Annotated in this window: 19 protein-coding genes; 4 read left to right on the top strand and 15 right to left on the bottom strand. The window is 39.9% G+C overall.

All coding sequences use genetic code 11. From position 1 onward, the window contains the following. Positions 1–143: 143 nt before the first annotated feature. Complete coding sequence (gene rfaJ, locus I6852_RS01630) at positions 144–1,250, top strand: HP0159 family lipopolysaccharide 1,6-glucosyltransferase (RefSeq protein WP_197291495.1); 1,107 nt, start codon at positions 144–146, stop codon at positions 1,248–1,250. Here the strand turns inward: rfaJ and I6852_RS01625 are convergent. Genes I6852_RS01625 through recA form a run of 6 tightly spaced genes read right to left on the bottom strand, consistent with a single transcriptional unit; the run spans position 1,247 to position 5,935 of the window. After that, the gene (locus I6852_RS01625) at positions 1,247–2,203 is read right to left on the bottom strand and encodes a PDC sensor domain-containing protein (protein ID WP_000952271.1); all 957 of its coding nucleotides are present in this window, start codon (positions 2,201–2,203) and stop codon (positions 1,247–1,249) included. The two genes, rfaJ and I6852_RS01625, sit on opposite strands and share 4 nt — an antisense overlap. Positions 2,204–2,224: 21 nt before the next feature. Further along, the gene (locus I6852_RS01620) at positions 2,225–2,713 is read right to left on the bottom strand and encodes a shikimate kinase (protein WP_001164298.1); all 489 of its coding nucleotides are present in this window, start codon (positions 2,711–2,713) and stop codon (positions 2,225–2,227) included. A 4-nt stretch (positions 2,714–2,717) separates the two neighbouring features. Then, positions 2,718–3,314: an AMIN domain-containing protein gene (locus I6852_RS01615; protein ID WP_181371395.1), complete on the bottom strand. Its 597-nt coding sequence runs from the start codon at positions 3,312–3,314 to the stop codon at positions 2,718–2,720. A gap of 17 nt (positions 3,315–3,331) precedes the next feature. Next, complete coding sequence (locus tag I6852_RS01610; protein WP_187842192.1) at positions 3,332–3,607, bottom strand: hypothetical protein; 276 nt, start codon at positions 3,605–3,607, stop codon at positions 3,332–3,334. Further along, positions 3,600–4,880, bottom strand: coding sequence for a phosphopyruvate hydratase (gene eno / locus I6852_RS01605; RefSeq protein ID WP_197291496.1), 1,281 nt, complete (start codon positions 4,878–4,880; stop codon positions 3,600–3,602). Before eno ends, I6852_RS01610 begins: the two co-directional genes overlap by 8 nt. Positions 4,881–4,891: 11 nt before the next feature. Further along, a complete protein-coding gene (recA, locus tag I6852_RS01600; RefSeq protein ID WP_000952109.1) occupies positions 4,892–5,935 on the bottom strand; it encodes a recombinase RecA in 1,044 nt (347 codons plus the stop codon). 99 nt (positions 5,936–6,034) lie between these two features. On the opposite strand from recA, the gene I6852_RS01595 reads away from it, so the two are divergent. Continuing rightward, a complete protein-coding gene (locus tag I6852_RS01595) occupies positions 6,035–6,898 on the top strand; it encodes a menaquinone biosynthesis family protein (protein WP_197291497.1) in 864 nt (287 codons plus the stop codon). Here I6852_RS01595 and I6852_RS01590 read toward each other — a convergent pair. From I6852_RS01590 to ccoN, 8 genes are all read right to left on the bottom strand, one after another. After that, complete coding sequence (locus I6852_RS01590) at positions 6,895–7,662, bottom strand: hypothetical protein (RefSeq protein ID WP_197291498.1); 768 nt, start codon at positions 7,660–7,662, stop codon at positions 6,895–6,897. The genes I6852_RS01595 and I6852_RS01590 overlap by 4 nt on opposite strands. A gap of 79 nt (positions 7,663–7,741) precedes the next feature. Beyond that, positions 7,742–8,332 carry a hypothetical protein gene (locus I6852_RS01585; RefSeq protein WP_197291499.1) on the bottom strand — a complete coding sequence of 197 codons (591 nt, stop codon included), beginning with the start codon at positions 8,330–8,332 and terminating at the stop codon, positions 7,742–7,744. Between the two features lie 12 nt (positions 8,333–8,344). Further along, positions 8,345–8,932: a hypothetical protein gene (locus tag I6852_RS01580; RefSeq protein WP_197291500.1), complete on the bottom strand. Its 588-nt coding sequence runs from the start codon at positions 8,930–8,932 to the stop codon at positions 8,345–8,347. 100 nt (positions 8,933–9,032) lie between these two features. After that, entirely contained in the window at positions 9,033–9,239 is a 207-nt protein-coding gene (locus I6852_RS01575) for a DUF4006 family protein (RefSeq protein WP_000670500.1), read from the bottom strand. Positions 9,240–9,249: 10 nt separating this feature from the next. After that, positions 9,250–10,128: a cytochrome-c oxidase, cbb3-type subunit III gene (gene ccoP / locus I6852_RS01570; RefSeq protein WP_197291501.1), complete on the bottom strand. Its 879-nt coding sequence runs from the start codon at positions 10,126–10,128 to the stop codon at positions 9,250–9,252. Between the two features lies 1 nt (position 10,129). Then, on the bottom strand, positions 10,130–10,348 hold the full coding sequence (locus I6852_RS01565) for a cytochrome c oxidase, cbb3-type, CcoQ subunit (RefSeq protein WP_001879413.1): 219 nt from the start codon (positions 10,346–10,348) through the stop codon (positions 10,130–10,132). A 10-nt stretch (positions 10,349–10,358) separates the two neighbouring features. Continuing rightward, positions 10,359–11,057: a cytochrome-c oxidase, cbb3-type subunit II gene (gene ccoO / locus I6852_RS01560; RefSeq protein ID WP_000490782.1), complete on the bottom strand. Its 699-nt coding sequence runs from the start codon at positions 11,055–11,057 to the stop codon at positions 10,359–10,361. A gap of 12 nt (positions 11,058–11,069) precedes the next feature. Beyond that, positions 11,070–12,536 (bottom strand): cytochrome-c oxidase, cbb3-type subunit I, encoded by a 1,467-nt coding sequence (gene ccoN / locus I6852_RS01555; protein WP_197291502.1) that lies wholly within the window; start codon positions 12,534–12,536, stop codon positions 11,070–11,072. A gap of 169 nt (positions 12,537–12,705) precedes the next feature. On the opposite strand from ccoN, the gene I6852_RS01550 reads away from it, so the two are divergent. Next, entirely contained in the window at positions 12,706–14,154 is a 1,449-nt protein-coding gene (locus I6852_RS01550; RefSeq protein ID WP_197291503.1) for a DASS family sodium-coupled anion symporter, read from the top strand. Beyond that, positions 14,155–15,141: an adenine-specific DNA glycosylase gene (locus tag I6852_RS01545; RefSeq protein WP_079363516.1), complete on the top strand. Its 987-nt coding sequence runs from the start codon at positions 14,155–14,157 to the stop codon at positions 15,139–15,141. Between the two features lie 23 nt (positions 15,142–15,164). On the opposite strand, the gene I6852_RS01540 is transcribed toward I6852_RS01545, so the two are convergent. Then, complete coding sequence (locus tag I6852_RS01540) at positions 15,165–16,820, bottom strand: L-lactate permease (protein WP_197291504.1); 1,656 nt, start codon at positions 16,818–16,820, stop codon at positions 15,165–15,167. Positions 16,821–16,843: the final 23 nt, after the last annotated feature.

Genomic DNA, 16,843 nt, shown 5'->3' with positions numbered 1-16,843 from the left:
TTACAAAACTAAGCCAAAGCTCACACAAAGAAAAATCAGTAAAACCCCAATCTAATTGGTTATTATAGTATAATATTGTCAAAAAATAAATTCAACTTTTGGATTAAATTGATTAAAAACCTATTTTAGAGAAACCACTTAAAATGAGTATTATTATTCCAATTGCCATCGCTTTTGATAATCATTATGCCATGCCGGCTGGCGTGAGCTTGTATTCCATGCTAGCTTGCGCTAAAACAGAACACCATGATAAAAAACTTTTTTATAAAATCCACTGCCTAGTGGATAATTTAAGCCTTGAAAACCAACAAAAATTAAAAGAAACTCTAGCCCCCTTTAGCGCTTTTGCGAGCGTGGATTTTTTAGACATTTCAGATCCTAATAACCCTACTACTACCCTAGCAGAACCTTCTGTCATTGATAAAATCCATGAAGCTTTTTCACAGCTCAACATTTACGCTAAAACGCGCTTTTCTAAAATGGTCATGTGCCGCTTGTTTTTGGCTTCTTTATTCCCACAATACGACAAAATCATCATGTTTGATGCGGACACTTTATTTTTAAACGATGTGAGCGAAAGTTTTTTTATCCCGCTAGATGGCTATTATTTTGGAGCGGCTAAAGATTTTTCTTCTCCTAAAAACCTTAAACGCTTTCAAACAGAAAGGGAGAGAGAGCCTCGCCAAAAATTTTCTCTCTATGAGCATTACCTTAAAGAAAAAGACATGAAAATCATTTGTGAAAACCACTATAATGTTGGGTTTTTAATCGTGAATTTAAAGCTGTGGCGTGCTGATCATTTAGAAGAACGCCTACTCAATCTAACCCATCAAAAAGGCCAGTGCGTGTTTTGCCCTGAACAGGATCTTTTAACGCTCGCATGCTATCAAAAAGTTTTAATCTTACCTTATATTTACAACGCCCACCCTTTCATGGTCAATCAAAAACGCTTCATTCCTAGCCAACAAGAAATCGTCATGCTGCATTTTTATTTTGTAGGAAAACCTTGGATTTCACCCACTGCTTTATATTCTAAAGAATGGCATGAGATTCTTTTAAAAACCCCTTTTTACGCTGAATATTCCGTGAAATTCCTTAAACAAATGACAGAATGTTTAAGCCTTAAAGACAAACAAAAAACCTTTGAATTTCTTGCCCCCCTACTCAATAAAAAAACCCTTTTAGAATATGTTTTTTTTAGATTGAAGAGGATTTTCAAACGCTTAAAAGAAAAACTTTTAAACTCTTAGCGTTCTCGTTTGGGCAACACGCTATAAGCGAATTTAACATAAATCGCTAAACTGATCAAAAGCACTGCCACACCAACAGCCAAATACACCGCATAAGTGATCTTATCCGGTTCGCTCACGCTGAATTTAAACACTAACATTAACGCTTCAATGGCTAATGCGATAATGATAGAGCCTAAAAACCTAATCATCGTGCGATGAATTGCATGGTGGTTATCCCCGCTATTTTTACCCAAAACTTCTTCTTCAAAAATCGCCTTGACTAGATCAAAGGTGGCTAAGGCTAGGGTTAAAAGCACAATGGGGTGGAACACTTCTTTAATGTCAAAACTGCTAAAATTGACAATCGCTGTCCAAAAGCTAGAAATGCATTTCACAAATAAGAGCAACGACACTAAAGTGAGCATAATAGAAATCATAAAATACATGACCATGCTCCCTTCGCTAAAGGTCCTGAAATACTTTGAAGGCGAGCTGATTTCAATCGCCACCCTCAAAGGGATTTGCAAGCACACCACAAACGCTAGATCGTTATTCTGATCATACACCGGGTAAGATGCGCTCACTACCAAATGGTTTCCTTTTTTAGAAGGATAGGGGTCGGTTAAAATGCAACGCTTTTCACTCACGGCTTGATAAAAATAATATTTATCGCTAAAACTGGCATGCGATTCTAGTTCAATCCCTTCTGTTAAATCATGCTCTAATATCCCTTCCTTATGCCCTTCCTCTTTAAGTTGGCTTGGCTTAAGAATTAGCATGCCCTTAGCGTCTAACACAAAAAAACTTTTTGCCATTTTGATTTCAGCGTGCATTTTTCTGATCTGTTTGTTTAAATAATCCAAAGTGATTTCAGGGAGATGGTTGCGGATATTGTGCGAAAACAAATAGGTAAGATAAGCGTATAACTCGGTGCGGATCTTGGAATATTGGACAATGTCTCTACTTAACATCAAAAGGCCTTTAAAAAAAATTTATGCGATGAATTGTAGCACTTGTTTTAAAGAATTATTTAAACCACCCCTTGCATCAATGATAAAGGAGGCGTTTTTTTCATAGAGGGCTTGGCGTTTTTCAAAAAGTTCTTTGGCTTGAGTGAGATCATTCAAAAGGGGGCGTTTTTCCCTTTCTTTTTGGTTCAAACGCTTAATCAAGGTCTCAAAATCAATCTTGAGATAAAAAGTTGTGCCTAAACCCTTAAGATTTTCATGCATCACAATGCCCCCACCGGTAGAAATGATATGGGGGGTTTTGAGCGTTTTTAATTCATCAATCAAATTTTTTTCAAACATCCTGAAATTGTCTTCGCCAAGCTCTTCAAAAATCCCTCTCACACTCAAGCCCACCCTCTCGCTAATGATCATATCCGTATCCAGCACTTCTAATTTCAAAGCCAACCCCAATTCTTGCGCTAAAGAGCTTTTACCGCTCCCCATAAAACCGATTAAAACTAAATGCTGCATGCTTTTATTTCAATTTTAATTCATACGCCCCGTTTTTTTCTTCCAAAAGATAGCGGTATTTCCCATCTAAAATGAGCGTGATGCGGTAATAATCTTTGTGCGTGCCGACTTTAATGTGAGAAAAAAACTTCTGGTTTAAATCCATGTTTTGATAAATATCCAAAGGGCCTTTTTGCGTGTCTAATACGATTCTATAAGGATTGACTAGCACAAAGGAGCGTAAAATTTTATAAGGGGAACGCAAAATCATCGTGTTGTTTGCCATTAAAAAATCAAAATCTTGGATCTGATAGCGTTTTTCAAAGGGGGTTTGATTAAGGGTGTGTTGGGAAAGTTTTAAGGGGTAGTGCCAATCAATGCTTTTATCAATGCCCACGACTTTAGAATGGATAGAGCCATCAATATCCTGGTAAGTGAGCGTGATCTGTTTTAAAATCCTAGCACTCGTGGGCAAATCCACATGGATTTCTTTAAAATAACTATCATAGATCCCATTAAAGCCCCCTTGCAAATTCTTGGAATTGATTTCAGACTCAAAAGGGTTGTCTCTAGCCAATAAAACGCTTAAAACCACCACCAAACCTATCATCTTTTTTAACACTACCATTTTCCTTAAATCTAACCTCTAGGCCGTAATTCCTTCAACTCAAACAAACGCTTTTGCAAACGCACATTCTTGCTTTGCAATTCGGTGATTTCTTGTTGCAATCGTTCATGCTTGTCTCTTAAATCCAAATAAACCTCTAAAGAAGAACCCCCAAAAAGCAACTTCCCTAAATAATACCCAAACCCAAGCAGCAAAAGGAAAAAGACAATAAGGGAGCTATGGCTATAGAAAAAATCTCGTGCTCTATTGTCTTTGATTTCATCGTTTTCAAAAAGGCCACTAGCCATGCTTAAACAACTCTTTACCGATATAAATCCCCCCTTTTAATTCATGCTCAATCTCTAAAAGGCGGTTGTATTTAGCGATCCTTTCACTCCTTGCGGTGGATCCGGTTTTAATCTCTCCCGTATTCAATGCGACCGCAAAATCAGCGATAAAGCTGTCCTCACTCTCCCCGCTTCTATGGCTCATCACGCATTGATAGGCATGGTGTTTGGCTAATCTTATGGTCTCCAAAGTCTCACTAATGGTGCCGATTTGATTGGGTTTGATCAAAATGGCGTTCGCAATGTTTTTTTCAATGCCTTTTTGCAAAATGCTTGCGTTCGTTACAAACAAATCATCGCCCACTAACTGGATTTGACGCCCTAATTCCTTGCTCAAAAACGCCCAACCCTCCCAATCGTCTTCGCTCAAACCATCTTCAATGGACACGATCGGGTATTTTGCCACCAACTCTTTATAATAAGCCACTAATTCATGCGAATCTAGAATCTTATTTTCACCCTTTAAATGGTAATTGAAATGTTCATCCACTAACTCACTGCTCGCTACATCTAAAGCGAGCGCTATTTCTTCGCCTAATTTATAGCCGGCTTTTTCAATGGCTTGAGAAATGGCTTCAAGGGGTTCTACATTGTTGTTAAAATTAGGCGCAAAACCCCCCTCATCGCCCACGCTTGTGAGCTGATTCTTTCCATCTAAAAGTTTTTTAAGCGTGTGATAGACTTCCGCACTCGCTCTTAAGGCTTCTTTAAAACTCTCAAACCCTAAAGGCATGATCATGTATTCTTGAAAGTCTATGGAATTATTCGCATGCGTTCCGCCGTTGATGATATTGAGCATCGGCACCGGCAAAGTCAGAGCGTTAGCCCCCCCTAAATAGCGGTATAATGGCAGATTTAAAGCCTTCGCGCTAGCCCTTGCTAACGCCATAGAAACGCCCAAAACAGCGTTCGCCCCTAAATTAGCGTAATTAGGCGTGCCGTCTAAAGCCCTTAATCTCTCATCCACAAAGGCTTGATTGATCGCTTCAAGCCCTATTAAATGGTGTTTGATCGCGCTATTGACATTTTCGCATGTCCTTAAGACCCCTTTACCCAAAAAACGGGTTTTGTCATTATCCCTTAATTCTAACGCTTCTCTTTTACCGGTGCTCGCCCCGCTAGGCACAATCGCGCTCGCCTTAGTGTTATCGCTCAAAATCACGCTGGCTTGAATGGTAGGATTGCCCCTACTATCCATCACTTCTAAAGCATGAATATCTTTAATAGTTAGCATCAAAATCCTTTTTATTCCATTTCTTCTAAAGGCTCATCGGGTAAGGGCATGATCTCTTCATTAGAGCCGATGCTCTCTTTAATCTTAAGAGTGATTTCATTCGCTAGGGCTTTATCTTCTTTCAGTAGGGCTTTAGCGTTTTCTCGACCTTGCCCTAGCTTTTTATCCTGGTAGCTAAGCCATGCCCCGCTCTTATCCACAATGTCTAATTTCACGCCATAATCAATGATTTCGCCCTCTTTAGAAATCCCTTCCCCAAACATGATGTCAAATTCCGCTTCTCTAAAGGGCGGAGCGACTTTATTTTTAACCACTTTAGCTTTAGCCCTGTTACCGATATGCTGTTCGTTTTGTTTTAAAGCGGCGATTCTTCTAATATCAATCCTAACGCTCGCATAGAATTTTAAAGCGTTACCTCCGGTTGTGGTCTCTGGACTCCCATAACCCATCATGCCAATCTTCATCCTGATTTGATTGATAAAAATGAGAGTAGTGTTCATCTTGTGCAAAACACCGGTGATTTTCCTTAACGCATGGCTCATAAGCCTTGCTTGCAAGCCCACATGCTGATCGCCCATATCCCCATCAATCTCCGCTTTAGGCGTAAGAGCCGCCACCGAATCCACCACCACTAAATCAATCCCTCCGCTTCTGGTGATCGTTTCTAAAATCTCTAAAGCTTCTTCGCCTGTGCTTGGTTGGGAAACGAGTAAATTTTCCGTATCCACGCCCAGCCTCTTAGCATAATACACATCTAGGGCATGCTCAGCGTCAATGAACGCGCACACGCCGCCATTTTTTTGGCATTCTGCAATAATATGCAAGCTTAAAGTGGTCTTCCCACTTGACTCTGGCCCATAAATTTCAATGATCCTACCCTTTGGAACGCCCCCAATCCCTAAAGCCAGATCCAATCCTAACGAGCCTGTAGAAATAGCGTCAATCTTTTCTACTTGCTTATCCCCAAGGCGCACCAACGCCCCCTTACCAAAAACCTTATCAATTTGTTTGATCGCTAAAGAAATCGCTTTTTGTTTGTCTTCATCTATTGCCATTAAATTACCTTATTGAATTTGATTTGTTTATTCTATCAAATCCTAGCCTAAAATCTATTATAATAAAAGGACTTACCCTATTTACAAAAGGATTTTACTTTGATTAGTGTCGCTCATAGCCCTGATGCTGATGATATTTTCATGTATTATGCGATTAAGTTTGGCTGGATAGATTGCCCCATTAAAAACAAAACATTCAAAAACATTGCCCTTGATATTGAAACCCTAAACCAAGAAGCCCTAAAAAACACTTATGATGTGAGCGCGATAAGCTTTGGGCTATACCCTAAAATTGCAAACGATTACGCCTTGCTCCCTACAGCGACAAGCTTTGGGAATGGCTATGGGCCTAAATTAGTGAAAAAAAAGGGCGTGAAATTGAAAAAAGATTTTAGAGTCGCACTCAGTGGGGAGCATACCACCAACGCCCTCTTGTTTAAGATCTATTACAAACATGCGCGCATCACTTACATGAATTTTTTAGACATTGAAAAAGCGGTTTTGGAAGAAAAAGTGCATGCGGGTGTGCTCATCCATGAAAATATCTTGGATTTTCATAACGAATTAGAAGTGGAAAAAGAATTGTGGGATGTTTGGAAAGAACTCATTGAAATGGATTTACCTTTGCCTTTAGGGGGCATGGCGATTAGGCGCTCTATCCCCTTGTATCGCGCGATTTTGATTAAAAAGGCTTTGATTAAAGCGGTTGAAGCCGCGCTAAAACACCAAAATTTGCTCTCTGAAATGCTGTTAGAGCGTTCGCTCATTCGTGTCAATAAAGAGCGCTTACGAACTTATTTAAGCTTGTATGCGAATGAAACTTCAACGTGCTTAAGTGAGATTCAAATTCTCGCCATAGACAAGCTTTTTGAATTAGGCTATCAGCATGGGTTTTATGCTAGTTTGTTAAAGACTAAAGACTGCTTGCTCACTGATGAATATTTGCAATACCGCTTTTCTTAATCCAATTCTAATTTATGCATAAGCAAGTAACGGATCATCCCATACAATAAAAGGATTTTTAAAAAATCCACCCCCCATAAAAGGTAGTATTTGTTTTCTTGCAATTCTTGTTGTTGCAAGAAATAATAAAACCCCTCATTGATGCTTAAACTAGAGCTCATTAAGGGTAGTAGCGAATTAAACGCTAATTCCAAAACAACCCCCACCAGAATGAACAACAACCCCCCGAGTAAAAAACGCGCTTTTTTGATCCTAGCAGCGTTTAAAACGCTCAAAACAAATAAAAATTTCATTAAAACAAGCCCTAAAAACAGCGCGATACCTAGGGTTTTAGTGGGTTTTAACACAAAGGTTTTTAAAGCGGTGTGCAAGATAAACAGCACGCTGGATTGCGCGTTAAAAAGGTAATAACCCAAACGAACGCTCACCACAAACCAGAACAAACTGAAGATAAAAAACACCATGGGGAGCAAGATTTTAGGGAGCAATAAAGATTCCAAACTAATGGGTAAGGAAAAGCTTAAAACCCCTCTTTTAGAAAAAAGCGCGTTGAGACTTTTGATCGCTCCCACACTGATTGCAATCAGTAAAAACGCCCCCAAGACAAAAAAGAGCGTGTAGCTTAGGGTGAGCATGGTCGTTTCTTCAGCGCTTTGAGAGGAAAAACAAACCGCTAAAACAGTGAGCGTTATTAAGAAATTCCCTATAACAATATTCCCTACTTGCCCTAAAGCGTCATGTTTCAAAACTTTTAAAAAACCCATGCGATTATTATACCCATTTGGATAGAAAATTCAGGCTTTTTAATGATTGAGTGTTAATAAAAAACGCTAAAGGCATTTTTTAAACGTGCTGCTTGAAAAAAGCCAGTTGCTCTAAAATCAATTCTTCTTTATTTTTAAAAACAAATTTAAAAAGGATCTTATAGCGCCCCATTTTATCGCTCTCTAACAAATCAAATTTTAAAGGTTCGCATGCGCTTCTACAATCAAGCGTCCCTAATAATCTGGGCTGTGATGGGCTGGGGTAAAACGCTAAATACACTTGAATATTTGGCGAATCTAAAGCGGGTTTGAGCGGTTGCAATTGTGCATAAAGCGTGTTGGATTTTTCCAAAATCAAAGCGTTGTTTAAAAGGGTTTCTTGGAGTTTTTTATCCCCATGCGTGCCTTTAGAAAAATAGGGCAAAATGGGGGTTTTAGGGCTTTTAGTAAGGGGTTTTAAACCCACTAAAAAACGATAATTGGATTTAAAGTTTTCATAGGTTTTAAGCATGGCGTTAAAGTTTAAATCCACTTCGTTATGACCCTTGAAATACACTAAATCGTTTTTAGGCGAATTTTTTAGGGCAAACACCACTAAAAACACCACGATCCCAAGCCCAAAAATAAGCACGCTCATGATCCCTAAAGGCCAAAAGTTTTTTTCTTTCATTGATTTTCCCTCTTAAGATTTTTTAAAAAAATAAAGCCCTAAAAACGCGCCTAAAAGCGTCAATAATAAAATATAAATAACCACCTTTACAAAAGTTACTCCCTTAGGAGCGTTAAAATTTTGCGTGATATTCACATGATATTTTTCCGCTAAAGCGTCTACTGCGACCGAATAGCCATTAATAAGCATGGCTGAAATCCTTTGGGGCGTGTATTCTTTAGCGTTTGTGGGGAGTAAGGGAGCGATTTTTTCAAAAAAGATTTTATCAGTGTCTAACAAATCTCTAGGGTTAGCCACTAATTCTATTTTTTGAGCGTCATGGTAAAAAAAGAATACCACAAAAGGGGGGTTGAGCTGCTTTAAAAAGCCCTCTTGATACTTTTGGCGTTCCTTTTTATCCGCCAAAGCGATAGGATTTTTTTCAAAATCCGTCATATCAATCACAAAACGCACGCCTGTTTTAAGATAAAGCTCTTTAGAAACGCCCTCCACAAACACAACGCTTTTTTCTACCAAACGCCCTTTAGCGTTATTAAAAACATAGGACTCATCAGCCCCTAAACAACAAACAAAGGCTATTACAAGCCATAAGCCTTTCATGTGCTAAACAAAAACAAGTTAGGCACAAAAGAAATAACAATCGTCATTAAAATGGTCGCTACTACCATTAAGGCTAAGATTTTTTCTAAAGTGGTGAATTTCATTTTTTACTCCCTTGATTGACTAATTCATAATTAGCGTGGTTTTGGGTGCTTTTTGTCTCTAAAGCGTTAATATCCTTATAGCGGTAATAATTGGTGGCTTGCTCTTTTTGGATATGGATCGCTTTGAATGTAAAAAAAACGGCCACACACAATAAAATAACCACAATCAGTAAATTCCCTGCTAATCCGTTTAAAAATTTCATCTCTTTTCCTTTAATCTTCTAAGGGTTTTAGCGATTGGATAAATTCAGCTAACGCTTTAACTTGCAAATCGCTAAAGTTTTTATACTTGAATGATGGCATATGCCCTATGTTGCCCTTTTTGCCATGCGTTAAGATATTTCTTAAAAAATTCTCTGTGCCGTAAGCGGTCAAATCGGCCGCAAACACTTGATTTTCTTGCAAGCCCTTACCATCATTGCCATGACAACCTGTGCAGCCCATGCTTTCAAACAATTCCTTGCCCTTATCAATGAGTTGAGGGTTTTTCGTCTTTTTAACGCTAGAAAGTTCTGCCATCACATAGCTTGCGATCGCTTTAGCGTCTTTTTCGTCCAATTCCATAGCGGGCATTTCCCCAGCGAGATAATCCATGCCTTTAGAGCCATGCTTAATGGTGTCCATAATGCCCTCTTCTTTACCCCAACGCACCAGATTTTGAGCGCTCCCATGCAAGCCCTCAGCGGTGATGCCATGGCATTGCGAACAATGGACTAAAAAGATGCCTTGACCCATATCCACCAATTCCTTTTGACCCAAATGCTTCCACTTGGCTTCAAATTTTTGGTTGTGCGCTTTAACTTCTTCATTGTATTGCCCGATTTGAGAAAAGCTATTCAGCGGATACCCAAAGAAGAAATACCAAAAAGCCCACACAATCGTGCACATAAAGCTTGCGATCCAGCCTACTGGCACATTATTGGCAAACTCCCCTATCCCATCAATCAAATGCCCATTTTCCAGGAGCTCACCTTGAGATTTGCTGTCGCGCATTTCTTTAATGAGCGAGCTGGATTCATAGATGGTTAAAACTAAGATCACAAGCGCTGCAATCAAGCCAAAAACATTTATATGGTCGTTTAAAAAATCCATTTCAACTTTCCTTTATGCCCTTATCATGAACTTTTTTATGGCGTGGTTCAATCAACTCATCTTCTAAAGCGTCATTTAACGCTAAATACCCGTATCGCTCATAATCCACGACGCCCTTTTTTTGCTTTCTATACATGCTAAAAATATAAGCATACAAAAAGAGCGTAAAAAGAATGGTAAAAAACGCATACGCAAAACCTCTCAAACTTTCTAAATCCATCATTCACCCCTTATTTAGCGTTTTGATTAGCGTTGATCCTGGAATTACCCAAGCTATTCAAATAAGCGATCAAAGCCACGATTTCTAACACTTCACCTCTCTCAATCGCTTCTAGCACTCTCTTGTCTTTCATGTCGGCTGTGATTTTTTTCGCTTCTTCTAAATAGGCTTTTTTCGCTTCTTCTACGCTCCCTAATTTCACGCCGTTTTCGGTGTCATAAGGCACGCCAAAAACCTTTTTTTGCGTCAAAGCTTCCGCATAAGCGGTGTCAAAATCGCTCTTTTTTATGAATAAATGCTTATAGGCAGGCATGATGCTGTGCGGCACAACGCTTTTAGGATCAAACATGTGCTTTTCATGCCAATCGGTTGTGCGATAATCCCCCACCCTGTGCAAATCAGGGCCAATCCTTTTAGAACCCCACAAAAATGGCCTGTCATACGCATATTCCCCACTCAAACTATATGCGCCATATCGATCCACCTCAGCTTGGAAAGGGCGAATAAGCTGGGAATGGCAATGATAGCAACCTTCTTGGATATAAATTTGCCTCCCTGCTGTCTCTAAAACCGTATAAGGCCGTAAGCCTTCAATCGGGCGAGCGGATTTAAAGAAATTGGGCAAAATCTCCACCAAGCCTGCGATCGCAAACACAAAAATAAACGCAAGAGTGAAAAAGAACGGATTCTTCTCTAAAAAACTAAACATTTCCAACCTCCCCTATCTAGACATAGGCGTGGCGTAATTGGGCTCACGCTCTAATTTTTTGCCTGCCGTGATGGTCATAAAAATATTGTAAGCAAAAATAATAAATCCAATAAAATACATAAGACCCCCAACGCCTCTAATATTGTAATAAGGGATTAGCACCTTAACCGTGTCAATGAACTGGTAAGTGAGATTCCCATACTGATCCACATCCCTCCACATCATCCCTTGCGTGATCCCTGCAATCCACATGGACGAAAAGTAAAGCACAATCCCTAAAGTCATGATCCAAAATTGGAAATCCACAAGCCTGCCTGAATAAATCTCTCTTTTGAAAAGCCTAGGCGTCATGTGATACATGCTCGCAATCAAAGTGAAGCCTACCCACCCAAGCACGCCGTCATGCACATGCCCTATGATCCAATCGGTAAAATGCGCTAAGGCGTTCACGCTCTTAATGGCTTGAATGGATCCTTCTAAAGTGGAAAGCATGTAGAAAGTTGAAGCTAAAACTAAGAATTTAATCAAAGGGCTTTCTTTGAGCTGGTGCCATTGCCCCCTCATCGTTAAAAGCATGTTAATGGCTGTCCCCCACGAAGGCAAGATCAACACCACTGAAAACACGCTAGAAAGGGTTTGCACCCAATCAGGCACGGTGGAATAAATCAAGTGGTGCCCGCCCGCCCAAATATAAACAAACATCAAGCTCCAAAAAGAAAACAAAGTGAGTTTGTAAGAAAAGATAGGCTGACCGCTCTCTTTAGGCAAGAAATAATAAATCGTGCCAATCACCCCACTCGTAAAGACAAAAGCGACCGCATTATGCCCCCACCACCATTGAATGAGCGCATCATTACTGCCTGAATACATAGAAATAGAATGCCAAACACTCCCCATATCAGCGACAAAATAGGTGGGGATAGAAAGGTTATTGAAGATATACATCACCGCTATACCCACATAAGTAGCGATGTAATACCATAAAGACACATAAATGGTATTTTCCCTCCTAACGCTCATGCTCCCAAACATATTAACCCCCCATAGCACCCATGCCACAACCACGATAATATCTAAAGGCCACATCAATTCAGCGTATTCTTTAGATTGAGTAAGACCAGCAAACAGGCTAATAACCCCTAGAATTAAAAGAATAATCCAAAGCCAAAAATGCAATAGCCCTACAATTTTCAAAAAGGGGTGTTGGTAATAAGTGATTTTAAGCACCCTCTGACCGATATAATACCAACTCGCCCAAATCCCCCCAAGAGTGAAACCATAGATCACCGCATTCGTGTGTAAGGGGCGTAAGCGGCCAAAAACGCCATACTCCCCTACAATGTAGTTCAAACTAGGGAAAGATAACTCAAAGGCTAACACGATCCCTATCAACATGCCTATTATCCCAAAGGCAACCATCGCATAAAGAAATAGTTTGCTAATGGAATAATCATAACTCAAAGGCACATTTTCTTGCATGCAATACTCCTATTTGTAGTAAATTCAACAAAGATAAATGTAATTATAAAGTTTTATCTTTTTCAAAAAGCTTAATTTTTAATCTTTTTCTGTAACATTGTAATAACTCAATCCCATTTGAATGACATTTTTAAGCCAAATTATTACTATCTTTGGCTAAAGGTTAAACATGATTAAACAAACCCTCACCATTCTTGCCCCTTTCTTTATCGCAACGCTATTGTATTTTTTAGGCGCACCGGATGGGTTAAGCCCTAACGCATGGCTTTATTTTTGTATTTTCATGGGCATGATTATAGGGCTAGTTTTAGAGCCGGTGCCATCAGGTTTGATAGCGTTGAGCGCGTTAGTGCTGTGTATAGCGTTAAAAATTGGAGCGAGCAGTGGAGTAGCGAGCGCTAATAAGGCCATTTCGTGGGGTTTGAGCGGGTATGCGAATAAAACGGTGTGGCTTGTGTTTGTCGCTTTTATTTTGGGTTTAGGGTATGAAAAAAGCTTGTTAGGGAAACGGATCGCTCTTTTATTGATTAGGTTTTTAGGTCAAACCCCTTTAGGTTTGGGCTATGCGATCAGTTTGAGCGAATTGTGTTTAGCCCCCTTTATCCCTAGCAATTCCGCTAGAAGTGGGGGCATACTCTATCCCATCGTTTCATCTATCCCGCCTTTAATGGGTTCGACTCCCAATAATAACCCTGACAAAATCGGTGCGTATTTGATGTGGGTCGCTTTGGCTTCAACTTGCATCACTTCGTCCATGTTTTTAACCGCGCTCGCTCCTAACCCCCTAGCAATGGAAATCGCTGCCAAAATGGGGGTGAATGAAATCTCATGGTTTTCGTGGTTTTTAGCGTTCTTGCCTTGTGGGGTGGTTTTGATCTTGCTTGTGCCTTTATTAGCGTATAAAACCTGCAAACCCACCTTAAAAGGTTCAAAGGAAGTGAGTTTGTGGGCTAAAAAAGAATTGGAGAGCATGGGGAGGTTTTCTTTAAAAGAAATTTTAATGCTCAGCCTCACTTTATTGGCTTTATTGGGTTGGATTTTTGGCAAACCCTTAGGCTTGCATGCGAGCGCGACGGCTTTGATTGTCATGGTTTTAATGGTGTTTTGTAAGATTGTAAGCTATGAAGACATCATTAAAAACAAGAGCGCGTTTAACATTTTTTTATTGCTTGGATCGCTGCTCACGATGGCTGGTGGGCTTAAAAATGTAGGGTTTTTAAATTTTATCGGCAATGCGGCTCAAAATTTTTTAGAGCATGCTAACTTGAATCCGTTAATAGCAGTATTGTTTATTGTAGCCTTATTCTATCTGTCGCACTATTTTTTCGCTAGCATCACCGCCCATGTGAGCGCGTTATTCGCGCTTTTTGTAGGGATTGGTTCGCACCTTCAAGGGGTCAATTTGCAAGAATTGAGCTTGTTTTTAATGCTTTCTTTAGGGATTATGGGGATTTTAACCCCCTATGGCACAGGCCCATCCACCATTTATTACGGGAGCGGGTATATTCCAAGCAAGGATTTTTGGAAATGGGGGTTTATTTTTGGCTTTTTGTATTTAATCGTGTTTTTAAGCGTGTGCACACCTTGGGTCAAATTCATCGCTTACAGGTGGTTGTAGCTGGAAACTTTACACAACGCCCTTTTAAAATGGTATGAAGAATTTGGGCGAAAGGATTTACCCTTTAGGAATTTAAAGGGCATTAACGCCCCTTATGAAGTCTATATCAGTGAAGTGATGAGCCAACAAACCCAAATCAGCACGGTGGTTGAGCGTTTTTATTCCCCTTTTTTAGAAGCTTTCCCCACTTTAAAAGACTTGGCGAACGCTCAATTAGAAGAGGTTTTATTGTTGTGGCGAGGGCTTGGTTATTATTCAAGGGCTAAAAATTTAAAAAAAAGCGCTGAAATTTGCGTGAAAGAACATAACTCACAATTACCCAATGACTATCAAAGCCTGTTAAAACTCCCTGGGATTGGCACATACACGGCTAATGCGATCTTGTGTTTTGGCTTTAGAGAAAAGAGAGCATGCGTGGACGCTAATATCAAACGCGTGCTTTTAAGGCTTTTTGGTTTGGATCCTAATATCCACGCTAAAGACTTACAAATTAAAGCGAATGACTTTCTCAATCTTAATGAAAGCTTTAATCATAACCAAGCCCTAATTGATCTAGGGGCTTTAATCTGCTCCCCTAAACCCAAATGCGCGATTTGCCCTTTCAATCCTTATTGTTTAGGTAAAAACCACCTAGAAAAACACACGCTTAAGAAAAAACAAGAGATCATTCAAGAAGAGCGTTACTTGGGCGTTGTGATCCAAAATAACCAAATCGCTTTAGAAAAAATAGAGCAAAAACTCTATTTTGGCATGCACCATTTCCCTAATCTCAAAGAAAATTTAGAATGCAAACTCCCCTTTTTAGGCACCATCAAGCACAGCCACACTAAATTCAAGCTCAATTTAAACCTCTATTCAGCTGCAATAAAGGATCTAAAAAACCCCGTTCGTTTTTATAGCCTTAAAGACTTAGAAACCTTACCCATAAGCTCTATGACGCTTAAAATCTTGCATTTTTTAAAACAAAAAAATTTATTTGGGGGTTAAACCCTACCAAATCTAAAATGGCTCTACTTTATCGCAGGCACCACTTCAGGGATCAAATACGCAATCGCGCTAATCACGACTCCCATGATCGCTACAAAAATAAGGGAGTATTTAACCGTGAATTTGAATAAATCGCTCTCTTTCCCGGCTAATCCCACTGCCGCACAAGCGATAGCGATGCTTTGAGGGCTTATCATCTTGCCCAAAGTGCCACCCACGGTATTAGCCGTTAGGGTTAAAACCTCAGGGAGGTGCAATCGTTGGGCGGTGAGTTGCTGTAAAGAGCCAAATAAAAGATTAGAACTCGTATCGCTCCCGGTTAAAAACACGCCCACCCACCCGATCAAAGGCGAGAAAAAAGTAAAAGCCAAACCCGTATGCGTGAGCGCTAAGGCTAGAGTGGAAGAAATCCCGCTGTAATTAGACACATAAGCAAAGCTTAAGACTAAACCAATGGTGAGAATGGGGTAGCGCATTTCTTTCAAAGTCTCGCCAAAGACGCTCAGCGCATCGCTCACTCGCACCCTTAAAACGAGCATGCTAATAAGAGCGGCTAAAAAAATGGAAGTGCCAACCGTGTTGATTAAGAGGAGTTTAAACACCACCGGAAAACTCACGCTTTGATTGGCTTCTACAAAAGGCGGGCTTTTAAAGATGTGGTTACTGATGTTATTGAACTCAAAATAAAAATTAGAAAAAGCTAACAAGCCGTCTTTTTCAAATAAAGCTTTAAAAAAAGGCTGTATCCATAGCACAATCACTAAAACCAAAATCACAAAAGGAGACCAAGCGACATAAACCTTACAAATATGATGGTTACTCTTAGTGAATGAAGCCGCTTTGCCGTCGCTTCTAAAAATGACTTTAGGCTGCCAAAATTTCAAAAAGAGCGCCGTTACAACCAGTGAAACAAGGGCTGAAATAATACCAGGCAATTCTGGCCCTAAATAATTAGAGCTTAAAAATTGCGCGCCAGCGAAAGAAAAAGCCGCGATAAAAACGGCCGGAAAAGTCTCTTTAATCCCCTTAAAGCCATCCATTAAAAACACAATGAAAAACGGCACTAACAAGCTCACAAAAAAGAGGATTTTACCCGTCATGGCTGAAATTAAGATCGCTGGCACCCCTACCGCGCTCGCCATAGCGCTTATAGGGATACCCACCGCGCCAAAAGCCACAGGAGCGGTGTTAGCGATTAGGCATAACCCAGCAGCGTATAAAGGGCTTAACCCTAACCCCACTAAAATCGCTGCTGTTATAGCAATAGGCCCTCCAAACCCGATCGCTCCTTCTAAAAACGAGCCAAAGCAAAAGCCAATCAAAATCACTAAAATCCTATGATCTAAAGTGATGGACTGGACGCTTTCTTTTAAAATTTCAAAATAGCCGGATTTAACGCTGAGTTTGTATAAAAAAATCGCCGCAATAATGATCCAAGCGATCGGCCATAAGCCATAGAGAAAGCCATAAAGAAAGCTTGAACCCACCATGCTAACAGGCATTTTATACACTAAAACCGCAATAACGGCTGACAGAGCCACGCTCAAAAAGGCCGCCGCATAACCTTTGAGTTTAAAAACCATTAAAGATAAGAAAAATAATAAAATCGGCAATAAGGCCACAAGAGCGCTCAGCCAAATATTACCTAAAGGGTCATAAACTTGATGAAATTCTGACACTAAAAATCCCCTTAAAAAATATT

Source organism: Helicobacter pylori, assembly GCF_015904775.1.
Taxonomy (GTDB): Bacteria; Campylobacterota; Campylobacteria; order Campylobacterales; family Helicobacteraceae; genus Helicobacter; species Helicobacter pylori_DM.
This window is presented reverse-complemented; position numbering and strand designations above follow the sequence as displayed.